This is a genomic window from Pseudomonas sp. Pseusp10 (assembly GCF_059492225.1).
The window spans coordinates 3,301,546-3,318,268 of record NZ_CP168528.1 but is presented as its reverse complement, the minus strand read 5'-3'; the positions used below and the strand labels follow the sequence as shown (position 1 = coordinate 3,318,268).

At 59.4% G+C, this 16,723-nt stretch carries 13 protein-coding genes and 2 pseudogenes; 6 read left to right on the top strand and 9 right to left on the bottom strand.

All coding sequences use genetic code 11. From position 1 onward, the window contains the following. Positions 1 to 104 precede the first annotated feature (104 nt). From ACEN8Z_RS14945 to ACEN8Z_RS14930, 4 genes are all read left to right on the top strand, one after another. Entirely contained in the window at positions 105 to 953 is an 849-nt protein-coding gene (locus ACEN8Z_RS14945) for a polysaccharide deacetylase family protein (RefSeq protein WP_495594678.1), read from the top strand. Beyond that, the gene (locus tag ACEN8Z_RS14940) at positions 946 to 1,833 is read left to right on the top strand and encodes a polysaccharide deacetylase family protein (RefSeq protein ID WP_495594677.1); all 888 of its coding nucleotides are present in this window, start codon (positions 946 to 948) and stop codon (positions 1,831 to 1,833) included. Before ACEN8Z_RS14945 ends, ACEN8Z_RS14940 begins: the two co-directional genes overlap by 8 nt. After that, positions 1,830 to 3,179 carry an MmgE/PrpD family protein gene (locus ACEN8Z_RS14935; RefSeq protein ID WP_495594676.1) on the top strand — a complete coding sequence of 450 codons (1,350 nt, stop codon included), beginning with the start codon at positions 1,830 to 1,832 and terminating at the stop codon, positions 3,177 to 3,179. The genes ACEN8Z_RS14940 and ACEN8Z_RS14935 overlap by 4 nt, the downstream gene beginning before the upstream one ends. Positions 3,180 to 3,327: 148 nt before the next feature. Beyond that, a complete protein-coding gene (locus tag ACEN8Z_RS14930; RefSeq protein ID WP_495594675.1) occupies positions 3,328 to 4,506 on the top strand; it encodes an MFS transporter in 1,179 nt (392 codons plus the stop codon). A gap of 27 nt (positions 4,507 to 4,533) precedes the next feature. On the opposite strand, the pseudogene ACEN8Z_RS14925 reads toward ACEN8Z_RS14930, so the two are convergent. The 6 genes and pseudogenes from ACEN8Z_RS14925 to treP form a co-directional block, all read right to left on the bottom strand. Next, positions 4,534 to 4,647 (bottom strand): annotated as a pseudogene (locus ACEN8Z_RS14925) (aldehyde dehydrogenase family protein); the annotation flags it as partial. A 23-nt stretch (positions 4,648 to 4,670) separates the two neighbouring features. After that, positions 4,671 to 4,967 (bottom strand): PTS sugar transporter subunit IIB, encoded by a 297-nt coding sequence (locus ACEN8Z_RS14920; RefSeq protein ID WP_495594674.1) that lies wholly within the window; start codon positions 4,965 to 4,967, stop codon positions 4,671 to 4,673. Between the two features lie 2 nt (positions 4,968 to 4,969). Further along, on the bottom strand, positions 4,970 to 7,504 hold the full coding sequence (gene ptsP / locus ACEN8Z_RS14915; protein ID WP_495594673.1) for a phosphoenolpyruvate--protein phosphotransferase: 2,535 nt from the start codon (positions 7,502 to 7,504) through the stop codon (positions 4,970 to 4,972). A 61-nt stretch (positions 7,505 to 7,565) separates the two neighbouring features. Further along, positions 7,566 to 8,789, bottom strand: a complete 1,224-nt coding sequence (locus ACEN8Z_RS14910) for a maltoporin (RefSeq protein ID WP_495594672.1) — start codon at positions 8,787 to 8,789, stop codon at positions 7,566 to 7,568. Positions 8,790 to 8,882: 93 nt separating this feature from the next. After that, positions 8,883 to 10,532: an alpha,alpha-phosphotrehalase gene (gene treC / locus ACEN8Z_RS14905; protein ID WP_495594671.1), complete on the bottom strand. Its 1,650-nt coding sequence runs from the start codon at positions 10,530 to 10,532 to the stop codon at positions 8,883 to 8,885. A gap of 117 nt (positions 10,533 to 10,649) precedes the next feature. Continuing rightward, complete coding sequence (gene treP, locus ACEN8Z_RS14900; protein ID WP_495594670.1) at positions 10,650 to 12,092, bottom strand: PTS system trehalose-specific EIIBC component; 1,443 nt, start codon at positions 12,090 to 12,092, stop codon at positions 10,650 to 10,652. A 227-nt stretch (positions 12,093 to 12,319) separates the two neighbouring features. On the opposite strand from treP, the gene treR reads away from it, so the two are divergent. Then, positions 12,320 to 13,024, top strand: a complete 705-nt coding sequence (gene treR, locus ACEN8Z_RS14895) for a trehalose operon repressor (RefSeq protein ID WP_495594669.1) — start codon at positions 12,320 to 12,322, stop codon at positions 13,022 to 13,024. Positions 13,025 to 13,056: 32 nt separating this feature from the next. Here the strand turns inward: treR and ACEN8Z_RS14890 are convergent, their stop codons facing one another. The 3 genes and pseudogenes from ACEN8Z_RS14890 to ACEN8Z_RS14880 form a co-directional block, all read right to left on the bottom strand. Continuing rightward, positions 13,057 to 13,620, bottom strand: a complete 564-nt coding sequence (locus ACEN8Z_RS14890) for a GNAT family N-acetyltransferase (RefSeq protein WP_495594668.1) — start codon at positions 13,618 to 13,620, stop codon at positions 13,057 to 13,059. Between the two features lie 385 nt (positions 13,621 to 14,005). Then, complete coding sequence (locus tag ACEN8Z_RS14885; protein ID WP_495594667.1) at positions 14,006 to 14,701, bottom strand: hypothetical protein; 696 nt, start codon at positions 14,699 to 14,701, stop codon at positions 14,006 to 14,008. Positions 14,702 to 15,032: 331 nt separating this feature from the next. After that, positions 15,033 to 15,308: pseudogene (locus tag ACEN8Z_RS14880) on the bottom strand (copper-binding protein); the annotation flags it as partial. 259 nt (positions 15,309 to 15,567) lie between these two features. On the opposite strand from ACEN8Z_RS14880, the gene ACEN8Z_RS14875 reads away from it, so the two are divergent. Then, complete coding sequence (locus ACEN8Z_RS14875) at positions 15,568 to 16,650, top strand: 2OG-Fe(II) oxygenase (protein ID WP_495594666.1); 1,083 nt, start codon at positions 15,568 to 15,570, stop codon at positions 16,648 to 16,650. Positions 16,651 to 16,723 lie beyond the last annotated feature (73 nt).

Below are 16,723 nucleotides of genomic sequence, written 5' to 3'. Positions count from 1 at the left end.
GGGCCATCACATTCAACATTGATGTCGCCTGCGAGTCCGCCATCGCGAGCAAGCTCGCTCCCACAAGGTCTTGTGATTGTTTATAGATCGTCGGAGCACCAACGATGTCCTCCTCCCCCCAACCCACCTGGCCCGGCCGGCACAAAGCCTGTCTGGCCCTGGCCTTCGACCTCGACGGCCCCACCGGCGATGCCATGCTCAACGGCTCGATCTGGCGCAAGCCCGAGTATTTCGGCTTCGGCGGTTATGGCCCGTACCGGGCGCTGCCACGGATTCTCGATCTGCTCGACGAATTCCGTCTGCCGACGACGTTCTTTGTCCCGGCCTGGGTCGTGGAGAACTGGCCGAAACAGTGTCAGGCGATTGTCGAACGCGGGCATGAGGTGGCTTATCACGGCTACAAACACGAATCCTTCTACGCCCTGACGCTGGAACAGCAAAAGGACGTGATGAAACGGTCCCGCGAGGTGTTCTGGAAGCACCTGCACATCCGCGCCGAAGGTTTCCGCACGCCGTCCGGCGACTGGCGGGCCGAAACCCCGGCGATGCTGGTGGAGGCCGGCGTGACTTACTCCAGCAGCATGCGCGGCGATGACCGGCCGTACCTGGTGAATGTACCGGGCCACGCCACGCCGCTGGTGGAAATCCCCGGTCGCTGGGAAATGGACGACTACGCCTCCATCGCCTATACCCGCGCACCGGACTTCCCTTCGGGGCTGGACCGCACCGCCAGCTACGCCCTGACCCTGGACAACTGGTGCCGCGAATACGACGGCGCCATGGATGAAGGGCTGTGCCTGACCACCCTGTTCCACCCCAAGATCGCCGGCAAACCAGGACGCATCCTGTTGCTGGAAAAACTCTTCGAACACATGCGCCAACGCGACGACGTCTGGTTCGCCACCTGCCGCGACGTCGCCCAGTGGTGGCTGAAGGAACATCACCATGGTTGATTCCACTGTCTGGCCCAAGGGCTACCGCTGCGCCGTGGTACTGACCGTCGACTACAACGACATCCACGGCATTCTCACCCAGGCCCCGGAAGTCGCCGGACGCGACAAGACCCTGTCGGTCTGGCGCTACGGCACCCAACGCGGCGTCGAGCGTTTGCTCGCTTTGTTCAAGGAACTCGGTGTTTCCAGCAGCTGGTTCGTACCCGGTATCGTCGCCGAGGAAAACCCCGAGCATATCCGTGCGATCCAGGCGGGCGGGCATGAAATCGCCTGTGCTGGATATCGCCATCAGAACTACGACAACCTCGACCTCGCCGCGCAGAGCGCCGACATCGCCAAAGGATACGCGGCGTTGACGGCGCTGACCGGTCAGAGTCCCACCGGTTTGCGCATCCCCGCCGGCAATGGTGCGCCAGGCTTCATCGAGGCGTTGAGGGATCAAGGCATTCGCTGGTCGTCGTCCTGGCGTGGTGATGATTTGCCGTTCGCTCACCCGACCGCGCCCGACGTAATCGAGTTGCCCCTGCATTACGAGCTGGAGGACGAGCCCTACTTCGCCTTCAATCTCAGCCCGGCGGTGCCGCCGGCGCAATCGCGGATCGCATCCTACAGCCACACCCTGGGCAACCTGCAAATGGACTTCGCCGGGTTTCATCGCTTCGGCCTGTGCTACGTGTTGCGCCTGCATCCGGAAATCATCGCTACACCGGGGCGCATTGGTGTGTTGCGTGAGTTGCTCGAAGGGATTTTGCAGCACGATGACGTATGGATCGCTACCGGTGCTGATGTCGCCCAGTGGTGGGCGGAATCCGCAGCGCCGATCACTGAAGATCATCCGGCGTCGGTGTATGAGCGGCATTACAGGGACTACGTGCAATGACAGAGCGCATGCAACGACTGGCGAAATTTTGTGTGGATACGCGGTTCGAGGACCTGCCGCCCGCACTGGTGGAACAAGCCAAGCGCCACATCCTCGATACTTTCGGCGCGACCCTGGCCGGGGCAGACAGCGAAGTCGCGAAAACGGCTCGGCAGGTATTCGAAGACGAAACGGGCGACACCTTGGTCTGGAGCACTCGCCGGCGGGTCGGCGCCGCCCAGGCAGCCATGCTCAACGGCATCGCCGCCCATGCCCTGGAACTGGACGACACCGGTGGCTGCGATCACTCCGGCGCCGTAGTGCTGCCGGCGGTCATGGCGGCGGTGTCGATGGCCGGGCAACCGGTGAGCGGCCGCGAGTTCATCACGGCCGTGGTGATCGGTTACGAAGTCGGGCGCCGAGTGCTCGAAGCCTGCGGCGGCTACTCAGCCCATAACGGCGCTGGCTGGCACTCCACGGCGACCTGCGGGGTGTTCGGCGCGGCAGCCGCCGGTGCACGGATTTTTCGATTGAATGCCGGGCAAACCTTGTCGGCACTGGGCATCGCCGGCAGCTTCAGCGGTGGCTTGTGGGCTTTCATCCACGACGGCTCGCAAAGTAAAAAACTGCACAGTGGCCGGGCCGCCGAAGGGGGGTTGCTGGCGGTGCGGTTTGCGCAGCAGGGCATCAGTGGTCCAACAAAGTTGTTCGAGGATGTCTGGGGCGGCTTTTTGCAGACACTTGCCAGCGCCAACTCAACCCCCGAAGCACTGGATGCCGATCTCGGCGCCGTATGGAAACTCGCCCGCTGCTCGATCAAGCCCTACGCCTCGTGTCGCGGCACGCATTCGGCCATTGATGCGTTGGGGCTTTTGCTCGACCAATTGAATGTGCCAGTCGATCAGGTTGAAGACATACAGGTTTCGCTATGCAGTTTTCTCAAGGACATGTGTGGCGGCCAGGATGTCGGCACCCTCGCGGCGGCGCAGATGAGCCTGGCGTATGCACTGGCGGCACGGCTGGTACATGGCCACTGTCGATTGCAGGCCTATGACGATGAAGCGCGCAACGATCCACGCATTGTCCAGTGGATGTCACGCATTCGCCTTGAAGTGGACCCGCTACTGTCCGAGGATGGCGAGCCCGTGGTGACACTGCGGACCGTGGACGGTCGGCAAGCGAGCCTGTGCGTTGAAGTGCCGTTGGGCGCGCCGGGTAATCCGCTGAGTGATGTGGCGCTGGAGGAGAAGTTCTTCAGTTTGGCGATGCGGGTCATGTCCCGGGAGCGGGTTGAGGAACTGCTCGGGCAGTTGTGGCGGATTGAAGAATTGGAATCGGTGCGCTCGCTGGATCGGTGGCTGGCTTGAGCACTGTATCGCCCGGTCGGACCTCATCGCGAGCAAGCCCGCTCCCACAGGTACTGCGGCGCTTTTGTGGGAGCGGGCTTGCCCGCGATGGCAGCGACGCGATATTGCGGCGAACACCAACAATCTGAATAAGGACATTTGCACCACCGTGGCCACTTACTCGCTCGTTATCCGCCGCTTGATGATCGTTTCACTGACCATCGTGGTCAGCCGCGCCATCACCAGCCCCTTGCTCACGCTATTCCTGAGCAACAAGCTGGGCCTCAACCAACAGGACGTTGGCTTGCTGCTCGGTATCGCGGTGTTCATCGCCACCCTGCTGGCGCTTTACGGCGGCTATATCATCGACCGCCTGGAAAAGCGCCGGCTGCTGATCCTGGCGATGCTCTCCAGCGCTATCGGCTTCGTGCTGCTGACCTTTGCCGAAAACCTCTACCTGACCACCGCCACCCTGGTGATCACCGAGACCGCGTCAGCGCTGTTCCTCATCGGCTCCAAAGCGATCCTCAGCGAAAACCTGCCCATGGGCCAGCGGGCCAAGGCGTTTTCCCTGCGCTACACGCTGACCAACATCGGCTATGCCACAGGTCCCATGCTCGGCGTGGTGATTGCCGGGGTCTATCCGATCGCACCGTTCCTGATTGCCGGTGGCATCGCGTTCTTCAGCATCTTCCTGATGATCGGCATTCCCGGGGATTCGGCGCAGACACCCGCCATTGGGCAACCCCAGAGTTTCCTGAAAACCCTGGTCACCCTGAAAAACGACCGTACCCTGATCATGTTCACTTGTGGCTGCCTGCTCAGCACCGTGGTGCACGGGCGTTACACCCTCTACTTGTCGCAATACCTGCTGGTGACCCACGATTCCAAACGCGCCCTGGAAATCATGGCCGCCCTGCTCGCCTGCAACGCCATCAGCGTGATCCTGCTGCAGTACCAGATCGGCCGGTTCCTCAATCGCGAGAAGCTGCGCTACTGGATTGCCGCGGGCACCAGCCTGTTCATCCTTGGCCTGATCGGCTTCAGCCTGGCCGGCAGCATGGTGAGTTGGTGCGTGGCGATGTTCATCTTCACCCTCGGTGAAATGATCATTTACCCGGCCGAATTCCTCTTCGTCGACACCCTGGCCCCGGAAGAGCTGCGCGGCAGCTATTACGGAGCCCAGAACCTGGCGGCCCTCGGTGGCGCCCTGAGCCCGGTGATTTGTGGCTTTCTATTGATGCACACCCCCGCGCCCACGATGTTCTATGCCTTGAGCACACTGACCGCGATGGGTGGGTTCCTGTGCTTCATGAGCGGTCGTCGGGTGGCTATAGTGCAAAAATAACGCACTGGAACCGCATTAATATGAACCTTTCAGTGGCACGAGCTTGTGGTTGAACTTCTCCAGAAAGCTGTCGACGACCTGCTCGTGCACAAAGAGGATCTTCAAGGCGGTGCAACGCTGGCCGTTGAACGACAGCGAACCCTGCGCGGATCACGCGCAGACCGTCAGTCCCGCCTTGGGCACCGGGTCAATACGTGCACCACGCCATCCGCCAGCACCATCACCCCCGGCACACCCGCCGCACGCAAGGCCTGTTCGTCCAGTCGGGTTACATCACGCAACCGGACCCGCACTCGCGTTATCGCAATGCGCTGTTGCGACGCCAGGTTATCCAGCCCACCCAGCGCGGCGACCACGCTCGACGGCAGGTCCGTAGAAAGCGGGGCAGCCACCTTCGGCTCATCCACCAGCAGATCCGGGGTCAATGCCCTCCAGAACGCCCGTTGCATTTTCTCGAACATGTTCAGTTCTCCAACACCTGTGAAGTTTCGATCATCGCCTGCTGCTGCAAAGACAAGACCTCACGGACCTGCTCAGCACTCTCCAGCCCGAGTACCTGATGCGCGACAGCCTTACAGTCGCTGAGCTCGACCTCGCGAATCGCGGCCTTGATCGCCGGAATCAGCGGCACGCTGACCGACAGTTCATCCACCCCAAGCCCCAGCAACAGCGGCACCGCCAGAGTCTCCGAGGCCAGCGCGCCACACACCCCGACCCACTTGCCATGGGCATGGGCGGCCTTCACGGTGCTGGCGATCAGACGCAGTACCGAGGGGTGAAAACTGTCGGCCTGGCTGGCCAGACGTGGGTGATCGCGGTCCATGGCCAGGGTGTATTGGGTCAGGTCGTTGGTGCCAATGGAAAAGAAGTCCACCTCGGGGGCAAACAGGTCCGCCATCAATGCCGCGGACGGGACTTCGATCATGATGCCCAGTTTCGGCAGCGCCTTGAGCCCGAGCGCCAGCGCCTCTTCTTCCAGCATCTGCCGCGCCAGGCGCAGTTCCGACAACTGGCTGACCATCGGCAGCATGATGTGCAGACGGGCCAGACCGGCGCTGCTCAGAATTGCCCGGAACTGCTCGCGCAACAGTTGCGGACGCTCCAGGCACAAGCGAATTCCGCGCATGCCCAGAAACGGATTGGCCTCGCTGTCCATTGGCACGTAGGCCAGCGGTTTGTCGCCGCCCACATCCAGCGTGCGCACCACCAGATTGCGCTCTGGCCCAAGGGCCCTGGCAATGGCGCTGTAAGTGACCGCTTGCTCGTCATGGCTGGGCGCGTTGTTGCGCTCCAGATAAAGAAACTCCGAACGCAGCAGACCGACACCCTCGCCGCCTAGCGTCATCGCCTGCTCGACCTCAAGCAGCGAGGCAACGTTGGCCGTCACCTCGAAATGATGGCCGTCACGGGTACAGGCCGCCAGCGAAGCCTGCTCGAGTTCGCGCTGATGTCGTTGCCGTTGCTGCTGACGTTTGCCGTGCAGCTGTTCGATAGCCGACAGATCAGGGTCCAGGTGCAACTCACCCTTGTCCGCATCAAGCAGCACTCGGGTTCCGCTGGCCAGCGACAGCACCTGCACCGGTAAACCACACACCGCCGGCAAACCCAAGGCCTGGGCGAGTATCGCCACATGGCTGGTCGCACCGCCGCCCACAGTAGCGAACCCCAACACCTTGTCGGTATCCAGGGCAGCGGTCTGCGACGGTGTCAGTTGTTCGGCAATCAAAATCGCCTGGTCCGGCAACTCCCAGATACCGTCCGGCACCCCGAGAATCAGCTTGAGCACGCGCTGGCCGACATCCATCAGGTCCAACGCCCGCTCGGCCAACAAGGTGTTGCCCAGCGACTTGAACAGCGTAGCGGTGGCTTGAGTGGCACTGTTCCAGGCAAACGCCGCGCTCTTGCCCTCAGCAACCAGGGCCTGGGCTTGCTCCAGCAGACTCGGGTCTTCCAGTAACTGCTGATGCGCCTTGAAAATATCCTCTTGCGCCTTGCCTTTCGCGTTGTCGCGCAAGTGTTGCAGCGCCTGCGTCGCGCGGGTCAGCGCATGCTCCAGGGACTCGCGCTCCGCGCGTTGATCCGTGGCAAACTCATGCACCTCCAGGGTGCGCTCAGCCACCTGCACCACCTGCCCAAAGGCCGAACCCGCCGAAGCACAGACACCGCGCAACAGCTTCGTCGACACCTCCTGCGCCTGAACCACCGGCGCTACGACCGCCACCGCAGTCACGGCCTCGCCACAGCCATCCGCCAGTAGTTGGGCCAACGTACTGATTGCCAACTCGGCATCTTCGCCCACCGCACTGACCTGCAGCGCATCGCCGTGAACCGTCTGCAACGCCATGATCGCCACCAGGGACTTGGCGTTTGCGCTGTCCTGCTGCTTGTGCAGGCAAATGCTTGCCGCAAAACCTTTCGCCGCCTGCGCAAAGATCGCTGCCGGCCGCGCGTGCAGACCATTGGCGTTGGGCAGGTGGACCGGTTTGGAGAACAGCGCTTCGCCCTCCTCCTGCGCAACGCTGGAACGCGGATCGCCGAGGCTCAGACGCAACACGGGCTGTGCACACGCCACCAGACCATTGTCAGGTGTCAGCAGGCTGAAGGGCTCGCCACTGACCAACAGCATCAAGGTCAACAGGCTGCGGGCATGCAGGGCTACATAGTCGGCATCGAACTCGATCAACGGCTGTCCGGCCTCGACACGCTGGCCCTGCCCGACCAAGGCGTTGAACCCCTTACCCGCCAGGTTCACGGTGTCCAGACCAATGTGCAGCAACACCTGTACGCCGCTGTCATCGGTGATGCTGATCGCATGACCACTGTGTTGAAGGTTGCTGATCACGCCGGCCAACGGCGCGCACAGGGTCTGCGAGGTCGGATCGATGCACAGGCCGTCGCCGATCACCCGGCTGGCGAACACCGGATCCGGCACGTGATCAAGTGGCACCAGCACCCCGGACAGCGGCGCCAGCAATTGCAATGGTTGGGTTATGGTCATGACTTCACCTGCGGTTTTGTTCTTTGAAGTGCCGATGGAGCGCGAGCTCCGACAGCATCGCTTATTTCCACCAGTACTCGACTTGCAATCCGACGTTCGCACCATGCAGCGCCGTGCCGAACGCGCCGGTATCGGACAACGCTGAACCTTGTGCCAGTTCATTGGCCGCACGTTTGGCCGCTTCGTTCCAACTGGCATAGGTGTAGTACAAACGCACCTCGGGACGTTCCCAGAACCCCGGGCCCTTTGGCGACCAGGTCGGGACAAAGGAGAATTTACTCAACTTGCGCGTTCCTCCTGGGGCCTCGACCTGATCGTGTCCCAGTTCAGTCACCAACTTGAATTGATCGGTGATCGCGTAAGCCGGGCGAACGCCCAGGGAAATCCAGTTCTGGCCGTTACCGTCCGGGCGGATATCCTTCTGATAGACCGCTTCGACCTGACCACCAAAACGCGGTGTCACTTGCCAGTCGAAGAACTCCACCAGCCGGTAGCTCTTGTTGCTGTCGTCCAGGCCCACATCGCCGGTGTAACCCAACCCGGTGCCGGGCCCTTCGCCGTATTGCAGCGCCAGTTTGTTCTTACCGCCGAGGAAGTTTTTCTGCACGTGCTGGGCGGTGATTGCCCAACCTGCGTGCGCATCGCTGCGGTCAGGTTTTTCGATGTAACTCAGGCCAAACTCCAGCTCACCGCCCGGGTTGGTCTGAAAACCTGCGACGTTGAAATCCTGCCGGGTGACATAATCCTTCTGGTACAGGTTGTCCTTGCGCGAAAAGGCGTAGCTGTATTTCAGGTCGCCGATCTGCACATCCTCGATACCACCACCCGTGGCGCTCTGGTTCCAGTAGTAGAAGTCGGAAATATGGATGTCGTTTCGTTTGTAGTAACGCCGCCCGGCCCACAACGAACCACCATTGAGACTCGGCAGGTTCGACCATTGTGCGTACATCTGCGGCATGCGCACCGAGCCGTTATCACCGTTGAACGTCAGGTCTTTGTCGTACTGGTTGTACAACGAAGCCATGCCGTCGACGCTCAGCACCGAGCCGTCGTCCAGGGTGTACAAGTCCTGACGCAACTCCAGCTCGGCGTACTGCTCGCATTCGTTGCCCAAGCGGTATTTCGACTGGGCACCCTGCAGTTGAAAACACTGCTGAGGACCGCTGTTGACCGAGGTCCCGACGCCGCTACGCAAGTAACCGGCGAACTCCAAAGCCTGTGCCGAGAACGGCAGCATCAGGCATGCGCACGATGCTGTAAGTTTGCGATTAATTGTGGTTTTCAAGAGCCGCCTCATTATTTTTATTGTGCTCATCCGGTAAAACCTGCGCGCAAGAAAACCCACGCAGTGCTCTGCGAGTTGTTTGAAGATCGTTTTTTAGTGGTTGGTCAGGTGCAGGACGAACGACTCGTAAGGCCGCAGGAATAGCTGCCGATTGCGGGTTGGACAGTCCCCGTAGTTGCTGATCACCAAGCGTTGTCCCATCGCGTCAGTGATCACCCCCTCGGGCAATTCAACTTCACACGCCGCGGCATAGAAGTTGTTCACCACCAGTAAACGCTCACCTTTACCTTCGCGCAGGTAAGCCCAGACTTGCGTGTGTTCGGGCAAGAGCTGGCGATAGACACCGTCCTGGATCAGCGGCTCGCTACGACGCAAGGCAATCAGTTCGCGGTAGTGATACAGCACCGAGGCCGGGTCGTTGAACTGTTGCTCGACGTTGATCTGCGCCGCGTTCTCCGGCACGCCGATCCAGGGTTCGATGCTGCTGAAACCGGCGTGGACTTGATCATTCCAGTGCATCGGTGTGCGGCCGTTATCCCGGGACTTCTGCATGATCGCCGCCATGCTTTGAGCCTCGGACTCACCGGCATCACGCTTGAGCCGGAAGATGTTCAGCGTCTCGACATCGCGATACTGCTCGATGCTCTCAAAGCCCGGGTTGGTCATGCCCAACTCTTCACCCTGATAGATGAACGGCGTGCCCTGAAGAAAATGCAGCGCAGTGCCGAGCATCTTCGCCGACACCACGCGGTGTTCGCCGTCATCACCAAACCGCGAAACCACTCGCGGCTGATCGTGGTTACACCAGAACAGCGCATTCCAGCCGCCACCGGCCTGCATGCCGGTCTGCCAGTCGGAAAGGATGCGCTTGAGTTCGAGGAAGTCGAAGTCAGCACGAACCCACTTTTGCAGGTTCGGGTAATCAACCTTCAGGTGATGAAAGTTGAAGGTCATGGACAACTCTTTCGAGTCAGGCCGCGAGTAACGAATGCAATGCTCAAGGCTGGTGGAAGACATCTCGCCGACGTTGATCAGGTCATGGCCTTCGAAGACTTCGCGATGCATTTCCTGCAAGTAGTCGTGCACGTTCGGGCCGTCGGTGTAGAAACGCCGACCATCGGTGTGGTCCTCGGGAAAATCTGCTGGCTTGGAGATCAGGTTGATCACGTCCAGGCGGAAACCGCCCACGCCCTTGTCACGCCAGAAGCGCATCATCTTGAAGACTTCAGCGCGCACCTGCGGATTATCCCAGTTCAGGTCGGCTTGAGTGTGGTCGAACAGGTGCAGGTAGTACTGACCGGTTTGTGCCTCGAACTCCCAGGCCGAACCGCCGAACTTGGATTCCCAGTTGTTCGGCTGATCGCGCCAGATGTAGAAGTCACGGTACGGGTTATCAAGGCTGCTGCGCGCCTGCTGAAACCAGGTGTGCTCGACGGAAGTGTGGTTGACCACAATATCGAGCATCAGCTTGATACCCCGCCTGCCGGCCTCGGCGATCAGCAACTCGCAGTCAGCCATGGTCCCGTAGCTCGGGTCGATGGCGTAGTAGTCGCTGATGTCGTAGCCATTGTCGCGCTGGGGCGAACGCAGGAACGGGGTGATCCACAGACAATCGACACCCAGCCATTGCAGGTAATCGAGCTTGGCCACCACCCCGAGCAGATCGCCCGTGGGGTTGCCGGCGTGGCTGTGAAAACTCTTCGGGTAGATCTGGTAGATCACCGAGCGTTGCCAGTCTTGCATGACTGAGTTCCTTCAGTAAGTTTTGTATCGGCCTTGCGGGCCTCATCGCGGGCAAGCCCGCTCCCACAGTTGATCGCGTTCCAATGTGGGAGCGAGCTTGCTCGCGATAGCGATCTGTCAGGCGACCCGATACCCCGGCCGGACAATCTTCATGCTCAAGCCACAGGTCAAAACGAACGGTACGACCATGGCGATGACCATCCCGACCACGAACATCGGAATGAACTGCGGAATGATCGAGATGAAACCGGGCAAGCCACCGACACCGATCGCCGAGGCCTGAACCTTGTTCAGCGACAGGAACATGCAGCCCAGCGCCGATCCGATCAACGCTGCGTAGAACGGAAACTTGTAGCGCAGGTTGACGCCGAACATGGCCGGTTCGGTGATGCCGAAATAGGCGGAAATCGCTGAGGTCGAGGCCATGCTTTTATCCCGCGCACTGCGGGTCATGTAGAACACCCCGAGTGCCGCGCTGCCTTGTGCGAGGTTGGACATGACGATCATCGGCCAGATGAAGGTGCCGCCCTGGGTGGAAATAAGCTGCAAATCGACCGCAAGAAACATGTGGTGCATGCCGGTAATCACCAGCGGCGCATACAGCAGACCGAAAATCGCCCCGCCGACCATCGGCGCCAGGTCAAACAAGGTCACCACGCCTTCGGTGATCAGAATCCCCAGGTGACGGGTCACCGGACCGATCACGGCCAGCGCCAACACCCCGGTCACGACGATCGTGGTAATTGGCACTACCAGCAGTTGAATGGCATTGGGTACCCGCGCCCGCAGCCATTTTTCAATGACGCTCATGACATAGGCGGCCATCAGGATCGGCAGAATCTGACCTTGGTAGCCGACCTTCTCGATCTTGAACCAGCCAAAAATATCGAAGTACGGCAGGCTCTGGCCGTCCAGCCCGGCCACCGCTTTGCCGTAGTTCCAGGCGTTGAGCAGGTCCGGGTGAACCAGCATCAGACCCAGCACGATGCCAAGGATTTCACTGCCGCCAAAACGCTTGGCTGCCGACCAGCCGACCAGCGCCGGGAGGAACACGAACGAGGTGTTGGCCATCAGATTGATCAAGCTCCAGACACCGTCCAGCGTCGGGTAGGCCTCAAGCAGGGTCTTGCCGGCAATGAACATGCCTTTGGCGCCGATCAGGTTGTTCACCCCCATCAGCAGGCCGGCAATGATCAGCGCCGGCAGAATCGGCATGAACACATCGGAGAACACCCGCACCAGACGCTGCATGGCGTTGGTTTTATCGACGCCCATTTGTTTCACGTCGGCAATGGTCGACGCAGCAAGCCCTGTCTGCTGGCGCAGCGCGGCGTAAACCTTCTCGACTTCGCCAGGACCTATGACCACCTGAAACAGGCCGCCCGTGAAGAACGAGCCTTTGACCAGGTCGATCTGATTCAGCGTCGTACTGTCGACCCGCTGCGGGTCTTTGAGGGCCAGGCGCAGGCGCGTGACGCAATGTGCGGCCTGTTCAAGGTTGTCAGCACCACCGAGGCTTTGAAGCAGCTCGCTGGCGATAGTCGCGTAGTCATGGCTCATGCTTTTCATCCACTGTGTTTTTTGTTGTTTGGCAGCACACCGAAGCGAAAAATACTCGTCTGTACGAGTTAAAGCAACAACTCGTACAGACGAGTTTGGGTTTATTTATCGATGACTCGTCCAGCGGCGATATTTGCGACAGCCACGACCGCCCCGCCATTTGTGCAATAGACAAACCCTCACGCGTTCCCTAAGGTTCCTGCCTTGAGCACAACGCAGCCATTCCCATGAGCAAATACAACCAGATCTACAGCGATCTGCTGACCAGTATCACCACCGAACGACTGGAACGCGGCGCCCGACTGCCTTCCGAAACCGAGTTGATGGAGAGTTACCGGGCCAGTCGCGGTACCGTGCGCCAAGCCATAGAACTGCTTCAGGAACGCGGTTTCGCGCAAAAAATTCACGGTAAGGGCACCTTCGTGCTGTCGCCCAGTCCGATCGAATTCCAGCTCGGCGGCATCGTCAGTTTCCAGGAAACCCACCCAAGGCTGGGCAACGATGTCAGCACCGAGGTGGTGGCGTTCGAGCAGTTCCCCCTGCAAGGTGCCTTGTGCGAACACCTGAAAGCCGAAGAAGGTAGCCTGATCACGCGGATCAAACGCGTGCGTCGAATCGATGGCAAACGGGTCATCCTCGACATCAACCACTTCGTCGCCGATCTCATTCCGGGGCTGAATTGCGAAATTGCCGAGCATTCGATCTATGCCTTCATCGAACAGACGCTGCACCTGCAAATCAGCTATGCCCAGCGCACCATCGAAGCCGTACCGCGAGGCAAGGACGACCAGCAGCACCTTGATCTTGAGGGGCAAAGCCATGTGATCGTGGTCAGCAACCAGACCTTTTTGCAGGACGGCCGGCAGTTCGAGTACACCGAGTCGCGGCATACTCTGGACAAGTTTTACTTTTCGGATGTGGCTAGACGATGAAAGCATCGGTAGCGACCTGGGACACGTCTGTTTTACAGAGTGACCGGGGTGTCACCGACCTGCTGCCGACGCTCGGAATCGCTGGGGGATCTTCCCTGGATCAACAGGACAAATCGGTCTTCGTTCCCCGTGTTTTCGTTACAGGAGGGTTGTTCCAGTTGGAATCCGCAACGATCGAGAACTTTTCTGGAGCCAACATTTTCCTTGAAGGCATACGCAACCAATTGCGCAAGTCCCCAGTGCGTCTTTGCTTCCTGTATCAGATGCCTCAACGCCAGAGTGGCCAGCCCCTGCCCGCACGCGCTCTGAGCAATCCGATAGCCGACTTCAGCAGAACGGGTCGATGAGTCGATGCTTTTCAGATTGGCTCGCCCCACGATTCTTTGACTGGAATCCTCGATGACAAACGGGTGCCAGGCGCCGATGGCAAAATCGGACAAATAGCTTTCGATATGATCGACGACACCCTGCAACGAGTAAAAAGAAGGGGCACGCGGATCAATATGGGATTCGAACCATTCACGGTTATGGACTTCGAATGCCAGCAACGCTTGAGCGTCAGTCTTTTTCAGCTCGCGAACGTTAAACGATTCCATTCATAACCTCTCCTTTGCCTTGTGCCGAAATGGCTCAAGTTTATCTCATACCTGAACAACCTTGCCGCGCCGAGCCTTCCCCTCCTCGAGTCCGAGCGGCTTGCACAACTTGACCGCGATGCACTGTAGCGGGAACTCGACCGCATCGGCACGTTATAACCACAGCCCTCGTCATCTGCTACCGGGGCGGATATTGGTTGCTCAGGGCGAAGCCAGACTCATTCAACTAACACTGCCGCTCGTTTCGACCGCGCGACACGATGTCGAAAAAAAGTCGCAAACCCCACGACACTTCAGGGCTTGCGACTCTTTACGATACGTCCCTCAAGCTCCCGGGACGTTTTCTACGGGAATGCCTGCCGTATTCATTGCCGAACGTGCAGGCCTAGTTCTCGACCTCAACCGCATCGAAATCCGGGGCGTCCGGGGCGTCTGCCACATCCTCTCGGGCTTCTTTCGCCTCGACTTTGGCAGCCTCTCGGGCGTCGTTCGCCTCAACCTTGGCGGCGTCCCTGGCTGCATCCGCAGCAGCCCGGGCAGCATCCCTGGCGGCATCTGCGTCGGCCTTGGCAGCGTCCCTGGCTGCATCTGCAGCGGCGCGGGCCGCATCTCTGGCTGCATCTGCGCCCGCTACGCCAGCAGCTTTTGCGGCATCCCTGGCTGCATCGGCTTCAGCTCTGGCGGCGTCTCTGGCTGCATTGGCAGTAGCTTTTGCCGCATCCCGGGCTGCATCTGCATCAGCCCTGGCAGCATCCCTGGCGGCATCTGCGGCATCGTTGTCAGCGTCGTTGTCGTTGTCATGCGCATTGCCCGGGCCTCTGTTCCCGGCCATACCATGGTCAGCGTCGCCGCGACCCGGGCCTCCATGACCGTCACCGTCATGGCCTGCAGCTCCATGGTCGCCGCCACTGTGACCGCCTCCGCCGTCGCCACCGTGACCACCGCCTCCGGAGCCGCCTCCACCGCCGCCATCTTTGGCATACACGCTGGAGAAACTACCGATGTAATCGGGCACCAGGACAGTCGATGCCGACAGGACTCCGCCGATTGCCAGAGCCAACAAACATTTTTTGAGCAGCATGATGCACCTCCGCTTGAAGTTGCGTCGTCATCTCCCTATCAAACGCAATATCCAGTGAGTTCCCGGCCGCCCATTGGAGCGGCCGGCCAACCGGCACGGCCATGAATCTGCAGCAATCACTAGCAACTGCGGTTTTTCGCACGATCCCTCAGAGCCAGCTGGCATCGTTACGTGGGAAATAATCCCACATTTTTTTAGATAAGTGCTTTCAACCCGAGTTCAACGAAAGAGAATCCGGACTGACGCATGGGTTGAGCAAAAAACTTCAACCTGACCCGAATGGTTAAAACCGGCACAACGATGGGTGCCGGTCACTTGCAACATCAGTCCTTCATTTTTTTATGGACACAATCGTGGCTCTACCGCCCTCCAGCCGAAAGGAAAACGATACATGGTCTCCAATCTTCAGCCCTTTCATCTGATCTTCCGTCACTGAAAAGGCCACGGTCATGGCCTTGGGACAAACGCGCTGCACAGCGCCTTCACGAATCGCCGCCACCAGCCCGCGCTCAGTGCTGTCGCCGAGGTCTTCACGCTCGGCCCGGGCGTTCTTCAGATAGAGCAGAATGATTACGCCGAACTCGGCAGAAACACCGGCCAAGGCGATGCCAGCATTACTGACACAAAATAGTTCGTCAGCCCGCTCACGGGATCACGTCGCATGGGCAACCGGGCAGCTTCGGCAAGACTGAACTAGCTTTACCTGTAAGCCGCGAGTGCCTGGAGTTCTTCCTGCGTTGGCATCGCAACGAGCGGCACCGTAAGCCCGTTTGTACGCGGCACTTTTTGGAGAAAAGCTGTGCTCAGCATTAGTCTCCTGGCTTTATTCCTGATAGCGGCCCACTGCCTGCCGGCAAGGAGTTGTGATGCGCGCCACAGCGTTTTCGGTCGGTGGACCTGCCCCCTGGTTCAATTGCCGCACCCAGCAAAGAGAGTGCTTTTCTTTCGACACTATTGCCGGTCGGTATGTAGTGCTTTCTTTTTTCGGTTCTGCGGCCGATCCCGCATCAATGAAAGTTCTGGAAGGTGTTCGGGCCCATCGCCAGCGGTTCAATGACGATCACGTCTGCTTCTTTGGTGTGTCCGTAGATCCAGATGATGAAAAGCTGAAGCGGGTAGAAAGTTCGATACCTGGCATGCGCTTCATCTGGGATTTCGATCGGTCAGTCAGTGAGCTCTACGGTACATTGCAGCCAGACGGCAGCATCAGGCAAATGACCTACGTGCTGGATCCTGCACTACGTGTCCTGGCCATCGTCCCGATAGAGACACCGGTTGATAACCATGTACCCTCGTTAATGCGCTTTCTGGATAGATTACCCGCACTGGCGCCGCCACATGCCGCCACTCCACACGCACCAGTCTTGGTGATTCCCCGGATATTCGAGCCCAAACTGTGTAAAGCACTAATAAATTACTACGACGAACGTGGCGGAGAGGAATCCGGGTTTATGGTGGAGCAGTCGGGCAAAACCGTCCACATCACCGACCATGGCCACAAGCAACGTCGTGACTGCACTATTGAAGACAAGGCTCTATCCAAAGCATGTTCGTTGCGTATAGCCAACCGTCTGCTTCCACAGTTGCATAAAGCGTTCCAGTTCAATGCGACCCGAATGGAGCGCTATCTGGTGGCCTGCTACAACAGCGAGGAAGGCGGGCATTTCCGGCCCCATAGGGATAACACCACGAAGGGCACAGCGCATCGCCGTTTTGCCGTTTCCCTGTTTCTTAATTCGGGAGAGTACGAAGGCGGTTTTTTGCATTTTCCAGAGTTTGGAAAAGCGCTTTACAGTGCTCCAGCAGGAGGAGCCGTGGTGTTTTCGTGTTCACTTTTGCACGAAGCCACTCCTGTAACCCAAGGTCGCCGTTATATGTTTCTCCCGTTTCTATACGATGATGCCGCTCGCGTCATTCGAGAAGAGAATCGCCCATTTCTTGGCAGCTGACTCGTGTGCAACACAACTGAATTCTGTGTAAGCAGGAGGCGTGTTGCAGATGAAACAGAGACCTCGGATCTCT

Coding starts and splice junctions, on each gene's coding strand:
- ACEN8Z_RS14945 (WP_495594678.1), top strand. CDS start 105: ATGTCCTCCTCCCCCCAACCCACCTGGCCCGGCCGGCACAAAGCCTGT.
- ACEN8Z_RS14940 (WP_495594677.1), top strand. CDS start 946: ATGGTTGATTCCACTGTCTGGCCCAAGGGCTACCGCTGCGCCGTGGTA.
- ACEN8Z_RS14935 (WP_495594676.1), top strand. CDS start 1,830: ATGACAGAGCGCATGCAACGACTGGCGAAATTTTGTGTGGATACGCGG.
- ACEN8Z_RS14920 (WP_495594674.1), bottom strand. CDS start 4,967: ATGTTCGAGAAAATGCAACGGGCGTTCTGGAGGGCATTGACCCCGGAT.
- ptsP (WP_495594673.1), bottom strand. CDS start 7,504: ATGACCATAACCCAACCATTGCAATTGCTGGCGCCGCTGTCCGGGGTG.
- treC (WP_495594671.1), bottom strand. CDS start 10,532: ATGCAAGACTGGCAACGCTCGGTGATCTACCAGATCTACCCGAAGAGT.
- treP (WP_495594670.1), bottom strand. CDS start 12,092: ATGAGCCATGACTACGCGACTATCGCCAGCGAGCTGCTTCAAAGCCTC.
- treR (WP_495594669.1), top strand. CDS start 12,320: ATGAGCAAATACAACCAGATCTACAGCGATCTGCTGACCAGTATCACC.
- ACEN8Z_RS14890 (WP_495594668.1), bottom strand. CDS start 13,620: ATGGAATCGTTTAACGTTCGCGAGCTGAAAAAGACTGACGCTCAAGCG.
- ACEN8Z_RS14885 (WP_495594667.1), bottom strand. CDS start 14,701: ATGCTGCTCAAAAAATGTTTGTTGGCTCTGGCAATCGGCGGAGTCCTG.
- ACEN8Z_RS14875 (WP_495594666.1), top strand. CDS start 15,568: ATGCGCGCCACAGCGTTTTCGGTCGGTGGACCTGCCCCCTGGTTCAAT.